Source organism: Mycolicibacterium pallens (assembly GCF_019456675.1).
GTDB lineage: Bacteria > Actinomycetota > Actinomycetes > Mycobacteriales > Mycobacteriaceae > Mycobacterium > Mycobacterium crocinum.
In genome coordinates this window covers 3678389-3698767 of sequence record NZ_CP080333.1, presented here as the reverse complement: position 1 = coordinate 3698767, position 20379 = coordinate 3678389, and the positions used below count along the sequence as shown (strand labels likewise).

At 68.3% G+C, this 20379-nt stretch carries 21 protein-coding genes; 14 read left to right on the top strand and 7 right to left on the bottom strand.

Features of this window, described 5'->3' with window-relative positions; translation table 11 throughout:
* The first annotated feature begins 35 nt into the window (after positions 1 to 35).
* The 5 genes from K0O64_RS18160 to K0O64_RS18140 all read left to right on the top strand — a co-directional run bounded on the left by K0O64_RS18160 (position 36) and on the right by K0O64_RS18140 (position 4728).
* Positions 36 to 257 carry a hypothetical protein gene (locus K0O64_RS18160; protein WP_096312909.1) on the top strand — a complete coding sequence of 74 codons (222 nt, stop codon included), beginning with the start codon at positions 36 to 38 and terminating at the stop codon, positions 255 to 257.
* Positions 258 to 422: 165 nt separating this feature from the next.
* Positions 423 to 1577, top strand: a complete 1155-nt coding sequence (ripC, locus tag K0O64_RS18155) for a peptidoglycan hydrolase RipC (RefSeq protein WP_071943555.1) — start codon at positions 423 to 425, stop codon at positions 1575 to 1577.
* Positions 1578 to 1620: 43 nt separating this feature from the next.
* Complete coding sequence (locus K0O64_RS18150; protein WP_425574766.1) at positions 1621 to 2421, top strand: hypothetical protein; 801 nt, start codon at positions 1621 to 1623, stop codon at positions 2419 to 2421.
* An 11-nt stretch (positions 2422 to 2432) separates the two neighbouring features.
* On the top strand, positions 2433 to 3572 hold the full coding sequence (locus K0O64_RS18145; protein WP_096311704.1) for a glycosyltransferase family 4 protein: 1140 nt from the start codon (positions 2433 to 2435) through the stop codon (positions 3570 to 3572).
* A gap of 31 nt (positions 3573 to 3603) precedes the next feature.
* The gene (locus K0O64_RS18140) at positions 3604 to 4728 is read left to right on the top strand and encodes an acyltransferase family protein (protein WP_096311703.1); all 1125 of its coding nucleotides are present in this window, start codon (positions 3604 to 3606) and stop codon (positions 4726 to 4728) included.
* Here K0O64_RS18140 and K0O64_RS18135 read toward each other — a convergent pair.
* Both K0O64_RS18135 and K0O64_RS18130 read right to left on the bottom strand, forming a co-directional pair.
* Positions 4699 to 5151 (bottom strand): hypothetical protein, encoded by a 453-nt coding sequence (locus K0O64_RS18135; protein WP_174714132.1) that lies wholly within the window; start codon positions 5149 to 5151, stop codon positions 4699 to 4701. The two genes, K0O64_RS18140 and K0O64_RS18135, sit on opposite strands and share 30 nt — an antisense overlap.
* Before the next feature lie 4 nt (positions 5152 to 5155).
* The gene (locus K0O64_RS18130) at positions 5156 to 6955 is read right to left on the bottom strand and encodes an AMP-dependent synthetase/ligase (protein WP_096311702.1); all 1800 of its coding nucleotides are present in this window, start codon (positions 6953 to 6955) and stop codon (positions 5156 to 5158) included.
* Positions 6956 to 7020: 65 nt separating this feature from the next.
* Here K0O64_RS18130 and K0O64_RS18125 point away from each other — a divergent pair, with 65 nt between their 5' ends.
* From K0O64_RS18125 to K0O64_RS18105, 5 genes are all read left to right on the top strand, one after another.
* Positions 7021 to 7410 carry a polyketide cyclase / dehydrase and lipid transport gene (locus K0O64_RS18125; protein WP_071943567.1) on the top strand — a complete coding sequence of 130 codons (390 nt, stop codon included), beginning with the start codon at positions 7021 to 7023 and terminating at the stop codon, positions 7408 to 7410.
* Between the two features lie 95 nt (positions 7411 to 7505).
* Positions 7506 to 7940: an SRPBCC family protein gene (locus K0O64_RS18120; RefSeq protein WP_071943569.1), complete on the top strand. Its 435-nt coding sequence runs from the start codon at positions 7506 to 7508 to the stop codon at positions 7938 to 7940.
* The gene (locus K0O64_RS18115) at positions 7941 to 9194 is read left to right on the top strand and encodes an ArsA family ATPase (RefSeq protein WP_071943571.1); all 1254 of its coding nucleotides are present in this window, start codon (positions 7941 to 7943) and stop codon (positions 9192 to 9194) included.
* On the top strand, positions 9191 to 9565 hold the full coding sequence (locus K0O64_RS18110; protein ID WP_071949741.1) for a hypothetical protein: 375 nt from the start codon (positions 9191 to 9193) through the stop codon (positions 9563 to 9565). Before K0O64_RS18115 ends, K0O64_RS18110 begins: the two co-directional genes overlap by 4 nt.
* A 77-nt stretch (positions 9566 to 9642) precedes the next feature.
* Positions 9643 to 10386, top strand: a complete 744-nt coding sequence (locus tag K0O64_RS18105; protein ID WP_071943573.1) for a lysophospholipid acyltransferase family protein — start codon at positions 9643 to 9645, stop codon at positions 10384 to 10386.
* Here the strand turns inward: K0O64_RS18105 and K0O64_RS18100 are convergent.
* On the bottom strand, positions 10328 to 11611 hold the full coding sequence (locus K0O64_RS18100; RefSeq protein WP_071943575.1) for a glycosyltransferase 87 family protein: 1284 nt from the start codon (positions 11609 to 11611) through the stop codon (positions 10328 to 10330). The genes K0O64_RS18105 and K0O64_RS18100 overlap by 59 nt on opposite strands.
* A gap of 147 nt (positions 11612 to 11758) precedes the next feature.
* Here K0O64_RS18100 and K0O64_RS18095 point away from each other — a divergent pair, with 147 nt between their 5' ends.
* The 3 genes from K0O64_RS18095 to K0O64_RS18085 are packed head-to-tail and all read left to right on the top strand — an operon-like array spanning position 11759 to position 14515.
* The gene (locus K0O64_RS18095) at positions 11759 to 12574 is read left to right on the top strand and encodes a hypothetical protein (protein WP_071949742.1); all 816 of its coding nucleotides are present in this window, start codon (positions 11759 to 11761) and stop codon (positions 12572 to 12574) included.
* Positions 12575 to 12584: 10 nt separating this feature from the next.
* Positions 12585 to 13094: a polyadenylate-specific 3'-exoribonuclease AS gene (locus K0O64_RS18090; protein WP_071949743.1), complete on the top strand. Its 510-nt coding sequence runs from the start codon at positions 12585 to 12587 to the stop codon at positions 13092 to 13094.
* 32 nt (positions 13095 to 13126) lie between these two features.
* Positions 13127 to 14515: a class II 3-deoxy-7-phosphoheptulonate synthase gene (locus tag K0O64_RS18085; protein ID WP_071943577.1), complete on the top strand. Its 1389-nt coding sequence runs from the start codon at positions 13127 to 13129 to the stop codon at positions 14513 to 14515.
* Here K0O64_RS18085 and K0O64_RS18080 read toward each other — a convergent pair.
* Positions 14471 to 16105, bottom strand: a complete 1635-nt coding sequence (locus tag K0O64_RS18080; protein ID WP_071949744.1) for an FAD-dependent monooxygenase — start codon at positions 16103 to 16105, stop codon at positions 14471 to 14473. The genes K0O64_RS18085 and K0O64_RS18080 overlap by 45 nt on opposite strands.
* 67 nt (positions 16106 to 16172) lie before the next feature.
* Positions 16173 to 17393, bottom strand: a complete 1221-nt coding sequence (locus tag K0O64_RS18075) for a protein kinase domain-containing protein (RefSeq protein WP_071943578.1) — start codon at positions 17391 to 17393, stop codon at positions 16173 to 16175.
* Between the two features lie 37 nt (positions 17394 to 17430).
* On the opposite strand from K0O64_RS18075, the gene K0O64_RS18070 reads away from it, so the two are divergent.
* Entirely contained in the window at positions 17431 to 17835 is a 405-nt protein-coding gene (locus K0O64_RS18070) for an Rv2175c family DNA-binding protein (RefSeq protein ID WP_071943580.1), read from the top strand.
* Here the strand turns inward: K0O64_RS18070 and K0O64_RS18065 are convergent.
* Both K0O64_RS18065 and idsA2 read right to left on the bottom strand, forming a co-directional pair.
* Positions 17753 to 19312 carry an alpha-(1->6)-mannopyranosyltransferase A gene (locus K0O64_RS18065; protein WP_071943582.1) on the bottom strand — a complete coding sequence of 520 codons (1560 nt, stop codon included), beginning with the start codon at positions 19310 to 19312 and terminating at the stop codon, positions 17753 to 17755. The two genes, K0O64_RS18070 and K0O64_RS18065, sit on opposite strands and share 83 nt — an antisense overlap.
* Before the next feature lie 4 nt (positions 19313 to 19316).
* A complete protein-coding gene (idsA2, locus tag K0O64_RS18060; protein WP_198044408.1) occupies positions 19317 to 20375 on the bottom strand; it encodes a bifunctional (2E,6E)-farnesyl/geranyl diphosphate synthase in 1059 nt (352 codons plus the stop codon).
* Positions 20376 to 20379: the final 4 nt, after the last annotated feature.

Here is a 20379-nt window from a genome sequence, read left to right as displayed (position 1 = left end):
TAGCGTGCGGCCAACTCGATGAGAGGAGTCCCGAGATGGGAATGGAGCCAGCCGAACCGGTCGTCATCGACTGTGACGACTGTGCGGTTCGCGGCCCGGGGTGCCGTGACTGCGTGGTGAGCGTGTTACTCGGCGTCCCGGAAACTTTGCTGGAAGACGAACGAGCCGCGTTGGAGGTGCTCGCTGAGGTGGGCTTGGCGCCGAAGTTGCGGCTGGTGCCCATCCACCGCGACGGCGGACGGGGGCTGGCTAGCTAGTTCCTGCTAGGTTGGTTGGCAGGTTGTGACTGGTGTGGCTGACGTGCCTGAGATTCTGCTGAATTTCCGCCCCACGTTTGGACAACGCCGATGCCATTTCGTAACCTATTCGAGACCTAAGGCACTCGATGCAACAACGTCGACGGCACTTAAAGGAACGCAATTTTGAGCTCTGACCGCAGATACCTGACTAAACGCGTTCTTAAACGTCCTCTAGTTGGTGGGATTGCGGGTCTGACCCTCCTGTCCGCCGTTATCTCCGGGGCCTCGCATGCCGACCCTGCCGAGGACGGCGTCGCCAAGCTGAATGAACTGTCACGACAGGCAGAACAGCTCACCGAGGCGATGCATTCCGCTCAGCTTGATCTTGACCAGAAGCTGCGCGCCGAGAACGTTGCCGAGAAGAAGCACACCGACGACCTCGCCGCAGCTGACAGCGCTAAGGCCCAGCTGGCGACCTACCAGGGTGCGGTCGACAAATTTGCTGCCGCGGTCTACATGGGTGGCCGCACCGACGGCCTGAACGCCATCCTGACCGCCGAGTCGCCGCAGGGCCTGATCGACAAGATGGCCGTGCAGAAGGTCATGGCCGCCGAGATGGCCGCCCAGATGCAGAGCTACCGACGAGTGACCGACGAGCTGCACCAGGCGGAGGCCGAGTCGGCCAAGTCCGCGGCTGACGCCAAGACCGCCGCCGAGCAGGCCGCGGCGGTGCGCGCCGACCTGCAGCGCAAGCAGTCCCAGCTGCAGGTGCAGATCGCGGTCGTGAAGTCGCGTTACCAGACCCTCACCCCGGATCAGCGCACCGCGCTGGCCGCTCCCGGACCGGTGCCGCCGGCCGAGATCCTGGCCGCGCCCGCGCCCGAAGGGCTGCCGCCGCTGAACGACGTGCCGCCGCCCGATGCGCCGCCGCCTACGCCGGACGCCGCCCAGGTGATCCCCATGGCCGCCGTTCCGACGCCGGGCTCCGGTAGCGAGCAGGGTGCCGTCGCCGTGCAGGCCGCTCTGACCCGGATCGGCGATCCCTACGTGTGGGGTGGCTCGGGTCCGAACCAGTTCGACTGCTCCGGCCTGGTGATGTGGGCCTTCCAGCAGGCCGGCATCTTCCTGCCGCACTCCAGCCAGGCCCTGGCCCACGGCGGCCAGCCCGTCTCCCTGGACCAGATGCAGCCCGGCGACGTCGTGAACTACTACTCCGACGCCTCGCACACGGCGATCTACATTGGCGACGGGATGATGGTTCACGCCTCGACGTTCGGCCGGCCGGTGATGATCTCTCCGGTCAACAACGCCCCGATCTACAACGTCCGTCGCTACTGACCCACCGCGGCGGCGCGCACTCGCCGCCGTCCTCTCGGTCGTTCTGATCGCCGAACTTCTCGGTGGCTCGGCGCTGATCGCCGCACCGTCCGCGCCGGTACCGCCTCGCTCCGCCGTGCCCGCCCCGGCCCCACTCGTGGTCGGTGACGGTCGGACCGTGCGACTGATCAGCCTGGGCGGGGAGCTGACCGACGGCTTGCTCACCCGGGTCGCCGGCGATATCGGCGATGCCGTCGCCGCCGTCGAAAAATTCTGGGGCACCGACTGGGATCGCGAGATCGTCATCATCGCCACCGGTTCCCAGCAGGAATTCCTCGCCCAGGCCGGCCTCGATCCGAACCGCCAGTGGCAGGACATCGCCGCGGTGTCGGTCGCCGACCACGTCGACCTGGCCCACCACCGCGCCAGCGGGCAGCGCATGGTGTTCGCCCCCGGTGCGGCCGCCATGAGCGATCAGTCGCTGCGAATCGTGTTGACCCACGAGCTTTTTCACCTCGCCGCCCGCGCCGACACCGCCCTGGACGCGCCGCGCTGGCTGGTCGAAGGGGTAGCCGACTTCGTGGCCCGCCCGGCTACGCCACTACCGCCGGGGGCCGCCGCGGACACCGCACTGCCCACCGACGCCGACCTGGACGCCGCCGGGCCGCAGCGGGTGCGCGGCTACGACCGGGCCTGGTGGTTCGCCCGATTCGTCGCCGACAGCTACGGCGTCGACGCGTTGCGCCGGCTCTACGTCGAGGCCTGCGGACCCGGCCACGGCGACTTCGAGACGGCTGTGCATCGCGCGCTGAACACCGACACCGCCGCGCTACGTGCCCGCTGGGCGCAGTGGCTGACCGGCTAGCGTGTACGGCGATGACGCGAGTCCTGCTGGTCACCAATGACTTTCCGCCCCGGCGCGGCGGTATTCAGTCCTACCTGGAGCAGTTCGTCGGACGGCTCGCGGACAGCGGCGAACACCAGCTCACCGTCTACGCCCCGAAATGGAAGGGCGCGCCGGAGTACGACCGGGCGGCCGGCTATCGCATCGTGCGCCACCCCGGCACGCTGATGCTGCCCGAACCGGGTGTGGACCGCCGGATGCGCGAACTGATCAGCGACCACGACATCGAAACGGTGTGGTTCGGTGCGGCCGCGCCGCTGGCGCTGCTGGCCGGCCGGGCCCGCGGCGCGGGTGCGCGCCGGGTGCTGGCCAGCACCCACGGCCATGAAGTGGGCTGGTCGATGCTGCCGATCGCCCGTTCAGCGCTGCGGCGCATCGGCGACACCACCGACGTCGTGACATTTGTCAGCCACTACACCCGCGGACGGTTCGCCTCTGCCTTCGGTCCGAACGCCGCCCTCGAGCACCTGCCGCCCGGCGTCGACGCCGACCGGTTCCGTCCCGACCCGGCCGCCAGGGCCGACCTGCGCGCCCGCTACGACCTCGGTGAGCGACCGACTGTGGTCTGTGTGTCCCGGCTCGTTCCCCGCAAGGGCCAGGACATGCTCATCAAGGCGCTGCCGGGCATCCGTGCCCGGGTGCCTGACGCCGCGCTGGTGATCGTCGGCAATGGGCCCTACGCCGACGATCTGCACAAGCTCGCCGACCAGGTCGGTGTCGCTAGCGACGTCGTGTTCACCGGTGCGGTGCCCAGCGCCGAGCTGCCGGCCCACTACGCGATGGCTGATGTCTTCGCAATGCCTTGCCGCACAAGGGGTTCCGGTCTGGATGTGGAAGGACTCGGCATCGTGTTCCTCGAGGCGTCGGCGGCCGGGGTGCCCGTGGTCGCCGGCAACTCCGGCGGTGCCCCCGAGACGGTGCGGGACGGTGAAACCGGCCGGGTGGTCGACGGGCGCTCGATCGAGGAGATCACCGACGCGGTGTCGGGCATTCTCGGTGACCCGGAGCTGGGCGCCCGGATGGGTGAGGCCGGCCGGCGGTGGGTCGAGGTGGACTGGAACTGGGCGGCGCACACCGCACGGCTGTCCGAACTCCTACGCACGACTCAGTAGTTTCACGGGTTAGTTAGCTACCCTCGCCAACGTGCTGGCCGGCCCCGCTCTCGACCGACGCAGCGGCCAGTCGCAGCCGGTGCGTGGGCGGCTGGCGTCCCTGACCGGGTTACGCGCCGTGGCGGCGCTGCTGGTGGTCGGCACCCACGCGGCATTCGCGACGGGCAAGCTCAGTCACGGCTACCTCGGGCTGGTGTGGGCGCGCCTGGAGATCGGGGTGTCGATCTTCTTCGCGCTGTCGGGCTACCTGCTGTTCCGCCCGTGGGTGGTCGCGGCGGCCGACGGGGCGGCGGTGCCGTCGACGCGGGCCTACGCCCGACGGCGGCTGCGACGGGTGATGCCCGCCTACGTCGTCACCGTGCTGGTGGCCTACGGCGTCTACACCTTCTATTCGACCGGGCCCAACCCCGGACAGAGCTGGTCCGGCCTCATCCGCCACCTCACGCTGACGCAGATCTACACCGACAACTATCTGCTGACCTACCTGCACCGTGGGCTGTCGCAGACCTGGAGTCTGGCCGTCGAGGCAGCGTTCTACGTCGCGCTGCCGCTGCTGGCCTATGTGCTGCTGGTGGTCGTGTGCGGTGATCGGTGGCAGCCGGCGCGGTTGCTGGCCGGGCTGGCGGGTCTGGCCGCGATCAGCCCGCTGTGGCTGTTCGTGCTGACAACGACCGACTGGCTGCCCAACTCGGCGGGTATGTGGCTGCCCGCGCAGCTGGCTGCCTTCGCCGGCGGGATGGCGGTAGCGGTGCTGCAGATGATGGGGGTGCGCTGGCGGGCGGGCCTGGTCGTCCCGGTTGCGGTGGCGCTGTTCTCGAGCACGGTGTCGGTGGCGGAGCCGCTGAGCAAGGCAGTGCTCTACGCCGTGATCGCGATGCTGGTTGTGGCAGCGCCGACGCTGGCCGCGGGTGGCCTGTCCGACCGGCTGCTCAGCAGCAGGCCGATGGTCTGGCTCGGCGAGATCTCCTACGAAATCTTCCTGGTGCACGTGCTGGTGATGGCCGTCGTCCATGGCGCGGTGCTCGGCTGGCCGTTGTTCACCGGCTCGCTGGCCGGTCTGTACCTGCTGACGCTGGCCGTCACGATCCCACTGGCCTGGCTGCTGAACCGGCTCACCGGTCGGCGGCTAGGTGCCGGGGCAGCCGGCCCACGCTGAGGAATTCCAGTCCGGGTGCGCCTTCATGTTCTCCGCGCACCACTGGGCGCCCTCTTCGGTCGTGCTCTTCCACTCATACGCCCGCTCGTCTTTGAGCGCCTGCTGACCTTCCGGGCTGGCCGCGGAGTTACCGGGCTTGCCCGCCGACGCGACGGCCTGGTTGCAGTTCAGGAACAGCAGCATGGTGTTGTTCACGGGTTGGAAGCTGTCTCCCTTCACCCACGGCGCCTTCTGCGAGCGGGTGACGGTGCACTTCTCGGTGGGCAGGTCGGAGCCGACCCGACCGCCGACGACGACGGTCATCCCCGCACCGCTCAGCGAGCTGGCGGCGTCGCCGTAGGTCTCGCCGGCATACGGATCGGCCGACGCGACCCCGGAGTCGAAGACCGACGCCGCGAGCACGCCCACGGCACCGGCAACCACACACCTATTTCGCATAGATCGCTCCGATCTCGTCGGCGAACCGTTCCGCCACCACATTGCGCTTGACCTTCAAAGTCGGGGTCAGCTCACCGGTCTGCACGGTGAAGTCACACGGCAGGATCCGGAACTTGCGGATCGATTCCGCATGGGACACATGCTGATTGGCGTCCTTGACGGCGAGCTCGATCTCGGCGATCAGATCGGGATCCTCCCGCAGGTCACCGACGGACGCGCTGGCGGCCTTGCCGTGCTGGGTCTTCCATCCGTCGAACGCCTCGGGATCGATCGCGATCAGGGCGCCGATGAACGGCTGGTTGTCGCCGACGGCCATCGCCTGGCTGATCAGGGGATGGGCGCGCAGCGCGTCCTCGAGCACGGCGGGGGCGACGTTCTTACCGCCCGCGGTGACGATGATCTCCTTCTTGCGGCCGGTGATGGACACGAACCCGTCGGCGTCCACGCTCGCCAGATCGCCGGTGTGGAACCAGCCGTCGATGATCGCCTCGCTGGTCGCCTTCTCGTTGCGCCAGTAGCCGTGGAACACGACGCCGCCCTTGACCAGTAACTCGCCGTCCTGGGCGACCGCCATGCTGTTGCCCGGCACCAGCTTTCCGACGGTGCCGACCTTGAGCTCGCCGATCCGGTTCACCGTGATCGCCGCGCTGGTCTCGGTCAGCCCGTAGCCCTCGTAGATCGACAGCCCGGCCCCGCGGTAGAAGTGGCCCAGCCGCTTGCCCAGCGGCGCGCCGCCGGAGATCGCGGCATGGCAGTCACCGCCGAGGGCGGCCCGCAGCTTGCCGTAGACCAACCGGTCGAACACGGCGTGGCCGAGCTTCAGCAGCAGGTTGGGCCCACCGTTCTCCAACGCCTCGCTGTAGGCGATCGCGGTCTTGACGGCCAGCTCGAAGACCGGCGCCCGCCCGCTGTTGCGGGCGTTCAATTCGGCTGTGTTGTAGACCTTTTCGAACACCCGGGGTACCGACACCACAATGGTCGGCTTGAAGGCCTGCAGCATCGGCACCAGGTTCTTGATGTCGCTGGTGTAGCCGAGCGTCACCTTGTTGGCGAACGCCGTCATCGACAGGGCGCGGGCCAGCACGTGTGCCAGCGGCAGAAAGACCAGCAGCCGTTCGTGCTGGCGCAGCAGCGTCGGGAAACACGCTGTCGTGCCGCGGGTTTCGTAGAGCAGGTTGGCGTGGGTGAGCTGGACACCCTTGGGCCGGCCGGTGGTGCCCGACGTGTAGATCAGGGTCGCCGGGTCGGCCGACCGCAACGCCGCCAGTCGGCGCTCCAGTTCCGCCGGATCAGTGCCTTCGGCGGCCTGCGCCAGCTCGTCGAGCGCGCTCATGCCCGCGGACTCGATCCGCAGCGTCTTGCGCAGGGCGGGCAACTCGTCGTGGAGTTCCTTGACCATCTGCGCATGCGCCTCGGTCTCGGTGAAGACCAGCACGGCACCGGAATCCTCGAGCACCCAGCGGACCTGATCGGTCGACGACGTCTCGTAGATGGGCACGGTCACCCCGCCGACCGACAGGATCGCGTAGTCGAGGATCACCCACTCGTAACGGGTTGCCGACAGGATCGCCACCCGGTCACCGGGCTGCACACCTTCGGCGATCAATCCCAGCGCCGCCGAGCGGATCTGGGCGGCGACCTCGGCGCACGTCACGTCCGTCCAGCCGCCGTCGACTTGCCGCTGGGCGATCACATAGGTCGGGTCCGTGCGCTCGTGGTCGTACACCGAGCTGACGACATTGTCGTGCTCACCGACGGTGAACGCCGCCGGAACGCTGTACTCACGCATGTCAACAGCCTAGTCACCGGCGGGCAGGCGGCCCGCGCTTGGACCCGATATGTGAAGCTGTTGGCATGAACAGCATCCAGGTCGCCGACGAGACGTTCGTCGCGGCTGATCCGGCGGCCGTCGGGCGTGCGGTCGCGGACCGGGCGAGCTGGCGGCGGTGGTGGCCGGACCTGCGGCTCGAGGTCGTCGAGGACCGCGCCGACAAGGGCGTGCGCTGGACGGTCACCGGCCCCCTGACCGGCACCATGGAGATCTGGCTCAAGCCGGTGCTCGACGGCGTGCTGCTGCACTACTTTCTGCACGCCGAGCCCTCCGGGGTGGCGGCCTGGCAGCTGGCCAAGATGAACCTCGCCAAACTGACGCATCAGCGCCGGGTGGCCGGAAAACGGATGGCCTTCGAAGTGAAATCCACGCTGGAGGCGTCCCGTCCCGTGGGCGTCGCACCCGGCATCTGATATCAGGTCAGACCCTTCGGCGGGAGGGTACCTTTGTGGCCGAGGGAGCGGACCCTCACGAGGTCACGCAGTGCAAGCGATGGGAATGGGCAACAGTGGCGGACAAGACGGCGCAGACCATCTACATCGACGCGGATCCCCGCACCGTGATGGACGTCATCGCCGATATCGGGTCGTATCCGCAGTGGGTGTCGGAATACAAGGAGACCGAAGTTCTCACCTCCGACGATTCCGGTTATCCGCTGACCGCCAAGCTGGTTCTGGACGCCGCCGTCCTCAAAGACACCATGGTGTTGTCCTATGACTGGCCGGCCGATCGCAAGTCGGTGCGCTGGTCCCTGGTTTCGAGCTCGCTTTTGCGGGCACTCGATGGCGCATACACGTTGCAACCCAAAGGTTCTGGTACCGATGTCACCTACGAGCTGTCCGTGGATCTGATGATCCCGATGATCGGGCTGCTCAAGCGCAAGGCCGAGCGACGGCTGACCGACACCGCGCTCAAGGACCTGAAGAAACGGGTCGAGGGCTGAGTGACTGATCGGGCACGGATCAGTTTCTTCGTCGGCAAAGGCGGCGTGGGTAAGTCGACGCTGGCCTCGGCGACGGCGGTCCGGGCGGCCTTGGCCGGGCAGCGGGTGCTGGCCGTGTCCACCGATCAGGCTCATTCGCTGGGCGATGTGCTCGGCGTCGCCGTCCCGCCGACCGGCACCCGAGAGCCGGTCCGGATCCTCACCGAGGAGGGCACCGACGACTCCGCGGGCGGCCATCTCGACGCGCTGGCTCTGGACACCCTGGCGCTGCTGGAGGACCGTTGGCGCGCGATCGCGCCGGTATTGGCCGCCAGATTCCCCGACTCTGACCTCAAAGATGTTGCTCCCGAAGAGCTTTCGGCACTGCCTGGAATCCAGGAGGTGCTCGGGCTGGCCGAGGTTGCCAAGCTGGCCGACTCCGGCCAGTGGGACTACGTCGTCGTGGACTGCGCCTCGACCGCCGACGCGATGCGGATGCTGACCCTGCCTGCGACCTTCGCGATGTACGTCGAGCGGGCCTGGCCCCGGCATCGCCGCCTCAGTGCCGCCGTGGACGGGGTGCACGCCGCGGCCACCGTGGCGGTCGTCGAGGGCATCAGCGGAGCCGTCGAAGGACTGTCCGCCCTGCTCACCGATGCGGAGCGGGTCAGCGCCCACCTGGTGCTGACCGCCGAACGGGTGGTGGCCGCCGAGGCGGTCCGCACGCTCGGCTCGCTGGTGTTGATGGGCGTGCAGGTCGCCGAACTGATCGTGAATCAGGTTCTGCTTCAAGATGATTCGTACGAGTACCGCAACCTGCCGGACCATCCGGCGTTCGGCTGGTATGCCGAGCGGATCTCCGAACAGCAAACGGTGCTCGACGAACTCACCGCCGCGATCGGTGACGTGCAACTGGTGCTCGCGCCGCATCTGGCCGGCGAGCCGATCGGACCCAAGGCGCTCGGACAATTGCTCGACAGTGTCCGGCGCCGCGACGGTTCGGCGCTGCCCGGGCCGTTGAAGCCCGTGGTGGACCGCGAATCGGGCTCGGGACTCGAAGCCGTCTACCGCATGCGGCTAGAGTTGCCGCAAATCGATCCGGGCACGCTGACGCTGGGCCGGGTCGACGACGACCTGATCATCGGCGCCGCGGGGATGCGACGCCGGGTACGGCTGGCGTCGGTTCTGCGGCGGTGCATCGTGGTGGATGCGGCGCTGCGCGGCACCGAACTCACCGTGCGCTTTCGACCCAACCCGGAGGTGTGGCCCGCGTGAATGGCCCGCATCCCGATCTGGGGCCCGAACTGCGCGCGCTGGCCCAGGCCATTCTGGACCGGCTCGACCCGGCGGTGCGGGCCGGCGCCGCGATGGCGTCCGGTGGCGGGCAGGGCAAGTGCCAGCAGGTCTGGTGCCCGGTGTGTGCGCTGGCCGCGCTGGTCAATGGTGAGCAGCATCCGCTGCTGACGGTGGTTGCCGAGCACAGTGTGGCGCTGGTCACGATGATCCGGGCGGTCATCGCCGAGGACGGGGCTGGGGCAGGGCCCCCGCCCGGGCCGGACGGCCCATCGCCGACTCCGCCCGATCCGGATTCGCCGGAACGCCCGACCAGCCGCTATCAACACATTCCGGTCAGCGTCGAGGACTGAGGCCACCGCGACCTGTGGTCGGTCTCCGCTGGCCTGGGTACAGTTGCACGAAAGCGCGTAGGTGATCGGGAGGCTCCATGTGGTACTGGCTGTTCAAGTACATCTTCATGGGGCCGTTGCTGTCACTGCTGGGTAGGCCCAAAGTCGAAGGGCTGGAACACGTTCCGACCAACGGCCCGGCGATCTTGGCCAGCAACCACCTCGCGGTGGCCGACAGCTTCTACCTCCCGCTGGTGGTCCGGCGGCGGATCACCTTCCTGGCCAAGGCCGAATATTTCACCGGCACCGGCATCAAGGGCTGGTTCACCCGGTGGTTCTACACGGTGGCCGGCCAGGTCCCGATCGACCGCACCGACGCCGACGCCGCGCAGGCGGCGCTGACCACCGCCCAGCGTCTGCTGTCGCAGGGCAAGTTGATGGGGATGTATCCCGAGGGCACCCGGTCACCGGACGGCCGGCTCTACAAGGGCAAGACCGGGCTGGCCCGTCTGGCCCTGGAAACCCAGGTTCCGGTGATTCCGGTCGCGATGATCGGAACCGACGTCGTCAACCCGCCGGGATCGAAGATGTGGCGCTTCGGCCGCGTGACGGTCCGCTTCGGCAAGCCGATGGATTTCTCCCGGTTCGACGGCCTGGCCGGCAACCGGTTCATCGAGCGGGCCGTCATCGACGAGGTCATGTACGAGCTGATGGAACTGTCCGGTCAGGAGTACGTCGACATCTACGCCGCGACGCTGAAGAACAGCGAGGCCCCCGCGGACCCTAAGCAGGGTGGACCAGGTCAGCCACCGGCGCGGATCCCGGAGACCGCCGCCGGTTAGCGATCGGGGTGATCACCGTCAGCCCCGCGACGATGATCACCGCCAGCGCCCACCAGACGTACGACATCCCGAGCAGCTGGCGCCACCACGACGCCGTCTCCTCGTGATGCTGGGGCAGCAGTTCTAGCGGAATCCACACCATCAGTGCCACGCCGACGGCGGTCGCCAGGCCCAGGGCCATATTGCGCCGTCGATAGGCGGCCACGGCGGCGGTGAGCACCGTCGGCAGGGCCCACACCCAGTGGTGGGACCACGAGACCGGCGACACCACCAGCCCGAACAGGGCCACGCACATCAGCGCCAGCGTCGGTTCCCCCGCGGCCAACACGCGGCGGACCGCCCAGACGGTTAGGGCCAGCACCGCGAAGCAAGCCAGCGTCCACAGGATGAAGTGGGTGCTCTTGTCCAGGCCCAGCCGGGCCAGCGCCCCGGCGATGTTCTGGTTGGTGTTCAGTGCGGCGCTGCCGATGCGGTCGGTGTGCCGGATCGTGGTGGTCCAGTACTCCAGCGAGTCCCGCCAGGCCAACGCGCAACCCAGCAGGCTGGCCGCGACGAAGGTGCCTGCCGCGGTCAGGGCGGCGCGGCCGTCGCGGCGCAGCACGAAGTACAACAGGAACACCGCTGGGGTCAGCTTCAGCGCGATCGCCACCCCGAGCAGCATCCCGCGCGGCCACGGCGTCCGGCGCGGTACGCAATCGGCGATCACCAGCGTCATCAGCACGACGTTGATCTGACCGAACGCGAAGTTGGCGTCGATCGGTTCCAGGTACATCACCGCCAGCGCCACGATTCCCGCTGACAGCCAGGCCCGACGCAGCCACGCCGGCTCCCGGGTGAGCGCCGAGTCCTGCCACACCTCCAGGCGGGTCAGCACGATCCAAGTACTCACCAGCACCAGCACCAGGGTGATGACCGTGATGATCACGCTGGCCGCCGACAGCGACACCCAGGCGAACGGACTGAACATGATCGCAGCGAGCGGGGGATAGGTGAACGGCAGGCCCAGCCCGATGGTGGTGCGGAAGGTCGCGTCGCCGGAATACAGCGACTGACCGTGCAGCCACGCCTGGCCGCCCATCCGGTAGACCTCGATATCGATGCGGTAGGGGATATGGCCGAACAGCAACCAGCCTGCGTAGACGCCCAGCGCAACGATCGCGACCTGGGAAACCCGCCACCCGGCGACCAGCCAGGGCCGCGTCGTACTGCCCACGTCGCTACTCATCTCGCAAACCAGACTATCGGGGCGCTGCGACGCGCCGGGGGATATCCCGGCCGTGCCGGGCCCATCGGCGTGCGTCGGCGCGTATCTTCACGTCCCGTGTCCTACCACCTGCACTTCGACGTCGTCGCCCCCGGGCGCGTGCCGCTGATGTGGTGTCTGATCGCGTTCATCTGCACGTTCTTCGTGACCCGAACGATCGTCCGCTATATCCGGCACAACGCAGGCAACGACGCTCCCCGCAAATGGTGGCAGCCGCGCAATATCTCCGGTAGCGGCGGACTGCACATCCACCACGCGGTGTTCGGCGTGGTTTTGGTGATGATCTCCGGGGTGGCGATGGTGACGATGGCCACCGAGGGTGGCAGCGGTGAGTTCACCGCTGCCGCAATCGTTTTCGGTATCGGCGCGGCCTTGCTTCTCGATGAGTTCGCGCTCATCTTGCACCTGCAGGATGTGTACTGGGCCGAGGACGGCCGGGCATCGGTGGATGCGGTGTTCGCCGCGATCGCCGTCGCCGGGCTGTTGATCGTGGGATTCAACCCGCTGTCGTTCTTCGATATCGGGATCTGGCGGGCTGACGATTCGTTCGGCGCCCGCACGCTCGTCGTGGTGCTGGCCGTGTTGACGCTGGCCTTGGCGGTGGTGGTGTTGCTCAAGGGCAAGGTGTGGACCGGCCTGATCGGGATGTTCATCACGCCGCTGTTGTTCATCGGCGCGATCCGGCTGTCCCGGCCGCACGCGCCATGGGCGCGCTGGTTCTACCAGGACCGCCCCCGCAAAATGCACCGCTCGCTGGAGCGGGAGCGCTATATGCGGCGCCCGGTCGTGCAGGCCAAGCTGTGGCTGCAGCACATCATCGCCGGTGAGCCGAGCTTCCCCGCCGACGCCGAGGTGGACGCCGAGTTGGACAAGGAGATCCACGCCGCTCCCGCGCCGCCGCACCGCATCGAGGCGAAGGGATAGGGTGCGGCCGGTGCGGTTCTTCTACGACACGGAGTTCATCGACAACGGCCGAATCATCGATCTGATCTCGATCGGTGTGGTGGCCGAGGACGGTCGCGAGTTCTACGCGATCTCCACCGAGTTCGACCCGGACTCCGCCGGAAAGTGGGTCCGCACCAACGTCCTGCCGAAGCTGCCGAGCCCATCGTCGAAGCTGTGGCGCTCCCGCAGGCAGATACGGGAGGGCCTGGAGGAGTTTCTCGGCATCGACGGCGACGAGCCGATCGAGCTGTGGGCCTGGGTGGCCGCGTACGACCATGTCGCGCTGTGTCAGTTGTGGGGCCCGATGACCAGCCTGCCGCCGCAGATCCCACGGTTCACCCGCGAGCTGCGCCAGTTCTGGGAGGACCGCGGCAGCCCGCGGATGCCACCGCGACCCCATGACACCCACGACGCCCTGGTCGACGCCCGTCACAACCTGCGCCGGTACGTGCTGATGACCACCGGCGTCGACGTGGGTGCGGCCCCGGTCAGCCGGTAAAAGGGAGTGCGCGGCCCGGTTACCATGGACGGGTGAACTGGACCGTTGACGTACCGATCGAGCAGCTGCCGTCGCTGCCGCCGCTCCCGGCTGACCTGCGCGGACGGCTCGATGCGGCGCTGACGAAGCCGGCCGTGCAGCAGCCCAGCTGGGATCCCGAGCAGGCCGCCGCCATGCGGACCGTGCTGGAGAGCGTGCCGCCGGTCACCGTGCCGTCGGAGATCGAGAAGCTGAAGGCGCAGCTGGCCGATGTGGCCCTCGGCAAGGCGTTTCTGCTGCAGGGCGGCGACTGTGCCGAGACCTTCGTCGACAACACCGAGCCGCACATTCGTGCCAACATCCGCACGCTGCTGCAGATGGCGGTGGTGCTGACCTACGGCGCGAGCATGCCGGTGGTCAAGGTGGCCCGCATCGCCGGCCAGTACGCCAAGCCGCGCTCCTCGGACACCGACGCGCTGGGGCTGAAGTCCTACCGTGGCGACATGGTCAACGGTTTCGCCCCCGATGCCGCGGTGCGCGAACACGATCCGTCGCGTCTGGTCCGCGCGTACGCCAATGCCAGCGCCGCGATGAACCTGGTGCGGGCGCTGACGTCGTCCGGGCTGGCGTCGCTGCACGCGGTGCACGACTGGAACCGCGAGTTCGTCCGCACCTCGCCCGCCGGTGCTCGCTACGAGGCCCTGGCCGGCGAGATCGACCGTGGCCTGCGCTTCATGACGGCCTGCGGGGTCAACGACCGCAACCTGGACACCGCCGAGATCTACGCCAGCCACGAGGCTCTGGTGCTGGACTACGAGCGGGCCATGCTGCGGATGGACGCCGAAGCGGTCGGCGGCCCGAAGCTCTACGACCTGTCGGCACACTACGTCTGGATCGGCGAGCGCACCCGCCAGCTCGAAGGCGCGCATGTCGCGTTCGCCGAGGTGATCGCCAACCCGATCGGCGTGAAGATCGGCCCGACCACCTCACCGGAACTGGCGGTGGAATACGTCGAGCGCCTGGACCCGAACAACGAGCCGGGCCGCCTGACGCTGGTCAGCCGGATGGGCAACGGCAAGGTCCGCGACGTGCTGCCCGCCATCATCGAGAAGGTGCAGGCCTCCGGCCACCACGTGATCTGGCAGTGCGACCCGATGCACGGCAACACCCACGAGTCCTCGACGGGTTACAAGACCCGCCACTTCGACCGCATCGTCGACGAGGTGCAGGGCTTCTTCGAGGTGCACCGCGCGCTGGGCACCCATCCCGGCGGTATCCACGTCGAGATCACCGGCGAGAACGTCACCGAATGCCTTGGTGGCGCGCAGGATATCTCGGATTCGGACCTGGCCGGCCGCTACGAGACGGCCTGCGATCCGCGCCTGAACACCCAGCAGTCACTGGAGCTGGCGTTCCTGGTAGCGGAGATGCTGCGCGACTAGCTCGACGGGCCTGCCGCGGTAGCTGATGTACTTGTCCGGTCTGACCACGAAGGCGCTGGGCGCGCTGACACCGTACTGACGGTGTGCCGATCGAGTACTGACCACGTGGGCTTTCACCAGCCCGGGGTGATCTTGCTCGAATTGGTCGGCGAGTCCTCGTAATTCGACCTCGGGCCGGGCGTCGTCGTCGAGTCCGGTGAAGAGCAGCACCGTGTGGTGCGTGCCGCGGAACAGGTCGTAGAGGCGTCCCGGCTGACCGTCGATCAGGACGTCGGCCTCCCGGGCGCGGTCGCCCGGCGCGGGCGCGTCGTGCCAGCCGGAACCGTCCTCGGCATTGAGCGGGCTGTCCGGATAGTGCAGACGCAGTTGCGCCAACATGCCGATGAACCTTCTGCGCACCCACTCGCGGGTCAGCACTTGGCCCGCGAGCACCGGCGCGACTCGGCCACGGGCCAAGCGCGCCAACGGATTCTGGCCGCCGAAGACCGAAAACAGCCGGTCGGTGGTCTTGAGAAGTTGGACGCCGATCGGATGGCGTTCGGCGTTGTAGCTGTCGACCAGTGATTCGTCGGCGAGCCCTCGCAGCACGTAGGCCAGCTTCCAGCCGAGGTTGTACGCGTCCTGGATGCCGGTGTTCATGCCCTGCGCACCGGCGGGGCTGTGCACGTGGGCGGCATCGCCGACCAGCAGGATCCGGCCGTCGCGGTAGCGCGGCACCGTGCGGCTGTGCACCCGGTAGCGGGTGACCCAGAACTCCTTGATCACCGTGGCGGGGAACGGAACTCGTTCGTCGACCATGGCCTGGAACTCGTCGTGCGTCGGCTCGCTGTATTCCGCGCTCGGACCGTCCGGGCCCGGAGCCGCCGGGCCGGCGACATCGGACTGGGGCGGGAAGTTGCCGAAGATGCGGTAGCGGTTGGTGCCCGGCATCGAAAATGCCGCGAAAATGCCTGCCGGACTGGGGAATCCGTAGAGTCCGCCGTGTGGCAGCTTCCAGTCGAGTTCGGCGTCGGCCATGATGAACTCGTCGCGGTAGGTGTCACCGGAGAACGGGATGCCGCTGGATTTGCGCACCGCGCTGTGCGCGCCGTCGCAGCCGACGACCCAGTGGCAGCGCTCCGTTTCGGTCGAGCCGTCGGCGTGCCGCAGGGACGCGGTGACCGTGTCGCCGTCCTGAGTCAGACCGGTGAGTGCGACGCCGCGTTCGATCTCGACGCCGTGACTGGTCAGCAGGTCGGTGAGGATGCGTTCGGTTTCGTGCTGGGAGAGGATGCGCGGCTCGGAATAGGCGGTGTAGTTCTGCGGCCCGGTCAGCTGGCCCGCGAAGTCGAGGTCGATCGTCTTGTCGGCGAAGGTGATCGTCAGCTGCGAGGCCGGCGTGCCCGCCGCGAAGGCCTGCTCGATCACACCGAGGTCGTCGAAGATCTCGAGCGTTCTCGGTTGGACGACGAGCGCGCGGGAGGTGGTCGCCGGTTGCTCCGCCCGGTCGATGATGCGCGGTGTGACGCCGTGTCGCGCGAGTTCGTTGGCCAGCAGGAGTCCGGTCGGGCCCGCGCCGACTATCAGGACGCCGAGATCGGATGTGCTCATGTCCATCACCTCACAATTCATCACGAGATGAATTGAGTATCACTACGATCGTAGTGACTGTCAAGGGCTAGAGCAGACCCTGCAGATTGCTCCCCAGCGTCCAGCCCGCGGCCGCCATGCCGCCGGTGAGCAGCAGCACGATCAACATCCAGAACATCAGAGACCGCCTGGCGCGCTGCCGCTCCCAGATGAATTCACCGATGTCGATGCCGGCGAATTGGCTTGCCATCTCGTGGGTTTCGTCATCCTCGTCGGCGGGTTGCCAGTCCTGTGGGTCGCGGATGAGCTGACGGGTGGGATTCTTGACCGGGGCCGGCGCCGGTATCGGCCCCGGGGCCGGGGCGGGCACGGCGGCGCGGTGCTCGACCGTCGGCCGACTGTGCACAGCGGTGGCCGCGGCGTGCTGCGCGGAGTTCCTCGGCGCCGGCACCCGGAACTTCGGCAGCCCCAACTCCATAGCGATCGCGTCCAGGTCGCCGGCCATCTCCTCGGCGTCGGCGAAGCGCGCGTCGGGGTTGCGGGCCGTCGCGCGGCCGATGAACTCGTCGAACTGGGGCGGCACACCACTGATCGCCGCGCTGGGTGGCGGGACGTCGTGGTCCATCCGCTGATAGGCCACGGTCAGCGGATTGTCACCGGTGAATGGTGTTGCCCCGGTGAGCAATTCGTAGGCCAGGATGCCGACGGCGTAGACGTCGCTGCGCGCGTCGGCGGCGCCGGTGCTGACCTGCTCGGGCGACAGATAGGCCGCGGTGCCCAGGATCACGCTGGTGGAGGTGATCCCGGCCTCGGCCACCGCGCGGACCAGACCGAAGTCGACGAGCTTGACCTCGCCGTCGTCGGAGATCAGCACGTTCTCCGGCTTGACGTCGCGGTGCACCAGCCCGGCGCGGTGCGCGGTGGCCAGCCCACCCAGCACCGGGCGCAGCACCGCCGCCGCGGCGTGCGGGGGCATCGGGCCGCGCTCGCGCAGCAACTCGCGCAGGGTTCCACCCTCGATCAGCTCCATGACGAGGAACGGATGGCTGCCGTCCAGACCTTGGTCGTACACCGCGACGAGACCGGGATCCTTCAATCGCGCCACCGCGCGGGCCTCCCGCTGGAAGCGGGTCAGGAACTGGGAGTCGTTGGCGTAGCGCGCGTCCATCACCTTCAGCGCGACCGGGCGGTCCAGGCGCACGTCCAGACCGCGGTACACCGTGGACATGCCGCCGGTGGCGATCCTGGCCTCGACGCGGTACCGGCCTTCCAGCAACACGCCGTTGAGTGGGTCCGACGTCACCGACACATGGTATGCCGAGGCGCAGGAGTTCTAGACTAGGCCGGTGAGCAGCATCCCCGCCGGCGAGGACGTATTGGATCCCGACGAGCCCGTGTACGACCTGCCTGCAGTCGCCCAGCTGTTGGGTATCCCGGTGACCAAGGTGCACCAGCAGTTACGGGAAGGTCACCTGGTCGCGGTCAAGCGCGGCGGCGTGCCGATGATTCCGAAGGCCTTTCTCACCGAGCGTGGCGAGGTGGTCAAGAGCCTGCCCGGCCTGCTGGCGGTGCTGCGCGACGGCGGCTACAAGGACACCGAGATCCTGCGCTGGCTGTTCACCGCGGACCCGTCACTGACGATCACCCGCGACGGGGCGCGCGAGGCGGTCAGCAACGCTCGCCCGGTGGATGCGCTGCACGCTCACCAGGCTCGTGAGGTGGTTCGGCGCGCTCAGGCGATGGCCTACTGACCTTCAGCGAATACCAGGCCGCCAGCGCACAGGCGGTGGCCAGCAGCACGTGGATCCACGAGTACATCCCGTGTGAGCCATCGGGCTTGAAGATCACCATGATCCACGTCGAGAACCCGGCGATCAGTGCGATCGCCGCCCGCGACTGTGCCAGCGCCGAGAGCACCGCGAGCGGCCAGGTGTAGTACCAGGGCAGCGCGGCGGGAACGAACAGCACCACCACCAGCATCGCCCACGCGATGCCGAGGAGCGCCTCGCGGTCGTCGTGCCGAAATCGCCACCACAGCAACGGAAGTGACACCGCGATGATCACGATCCCGGCGATCCGGGTGGCGTCGAGGACCGCGTAGAAGTTCACCGGCATGAACAGTCCGCCGATCGCGTTGGTGAGGTTCGCGATCGCGGTCGGAATGGTCAGCCAGTTGATGATCTTCACCGACCCGGCTAGCGCCGTCAGCCAGCCCAGCCCGACCCCGGCGACCCAGGACAGCACCGCGAAGACCGCGACGAAGATCGCCACCGACGCAGCCGAGGCTGTCGCGAAAGCCCTTATCGCCCCGATTTTCTCGCGCTCACGGAGATGTCGCATCCACACCCACACCATGAACGGCAGCGCCAAGACCGCGGTGGCCTTGACCGCGACGGCGATTGCGATCAACGCAGCGCCGGCCGTGTGATGACGGGCGAACGTCAGCGCGATGCCGGCCATCATCAACCCGACCATCAGCATCTCGTTGTGCACGCCGCCCATCAGATGGATGATCACCAGCGGGTTGAGCGCGCAAATCCACAGTGCCACCGCGCCGTTGGCGCCGATGTGGCGGGCCACCCGGGGCGCGGCCCAAATCAGCAGCGCCAGACCGGGGAGCATGCACAGCCGCAGCAGCATCGTGCCTGCCACCACATGGTCGCCGACCAGAGTGGTGACGAACCGGGCAACCAGGATGAACGCCGGCCCGTAGGGGGCGGTGGTGGTGGTCCAGATCGGACTCACGTTGTCCAGCAACGAGTTCTGGTTCTCCACCGGCCCCACGGCGTACGGGTCGAGGCCGTCGCGCAGCAGCGCACCCTGAGCCAGATACGAGTACGTGTCGCGGCTGAACAGCGGAACGCTCAACAGCAGGGGAGCCAACCAGAACCCGGCGGTCGCGATCATCGTGAACTCGCTGACCTCGGCGTCCGGATCGACAACCCGCCGGCCCACCCACAGCCACGCCACCAGCATCAGCACGACACCGACCCACAGCAGCACCGACGAGACCACCAGGCCGTGGCCGAACCGCAACCAGGACAGGTGCATCGTCTCGAGCAGCGGGTCGTGCTGACGTGTGCTGCCCGCGCCCAGCCCGCCGAGCGTCAGCAGGATCGCGCCGAGGAAACCCAGCAGGGCCGGGCGGCCCTCATCGGCGGCGGTGAACGCCGTCAGGCGCGCGAGGCCGGCCCGGCTGGTCGATGTGGTGGGTGTGGTGGCGGACATGGGCCTAGGCGGACCGGTTGGCGGCCAATCTGGCGAGTTCGGTCAGCCCGGCCTTGGCAGGCGCGTTGATCGGCGCGCTCTCCAGCAGGCTCAGCGCGCGGTTGGTCAGCAGTTCGATGCGGCCCTCCACCGCGGCCAGCGCGCCTACCGACTCGATCACGTCGCAGAGTTGACGCACGTCGGCGTCGGACAACTCGGTGCCGATCCCGGCGCGCAGCCGGTCCGCGGCGGCCGGATCCGAGGCGGCCGCCCGCTCGACGGCCTCGGCGAGCAGCACGGTCCGCTTGCCGGAGCGCAGGTCATCGCCGGAGGGCTTGCCGGTCACCGCGGGATCACCGAACACGCCGAGGACGTCGTCGCGCAGCTGGAATGCGACACCGAGGTCGGTGCCCAGTTCGTAGAAGATGCGCTGCACATCGGGACGGTCGGCGGCGGCCGCGGCGCCCAGCTGCAGCGGCCGCGAGATCGTGTACGACGCGGTCTTGTAGGTGTTCACCTTCATCGCGGACTCGATCGACTCGGCGCCGCTGGATTCGTTGACGATGTCGAGATACTGGCCGCCGAGCACCTCGGTCCGGATGTCCGACCACACCCGCCGCACGCGCCGCCGGCCGTCGGCGTCCAGATCCGCCGCGGCGACGATGTCGTCGGCCCACACCAGCGAGAGGTCACCGAGCAGGATCGCCGCGGACCGGCCGAACTGCTCGGACCCACCGCGCCAGCCGCCGCTGCGGTGCAGGTCGGTGAAGTGGACGTGGACCGTCGGCCAGCCGCGCCGGGTCGCCGAATCGTCGATGACGTCGTCGTGGACCAGCGCGCAGGCGTGCAGCAGCTCCAGCGCCGAGAACAGCAGGAACATGTCGTCGTCCACCGGCAGATCGGGATCGGCGGTCACCGCACGGTAACCCCAGTAGGCGAACGCGGGCCGCACTCGTTTACCGCCCCGCAGCACGAAATCCTCGAGGGTCGCGATCAGACCGTCGTAGTCGGTGCCGATGTAGGCGGCGTCGGCGCGGCGGCCGGCCAGATACTTCCGAAGTTGATCGGTGACGGCGCCGGCCAGCTGG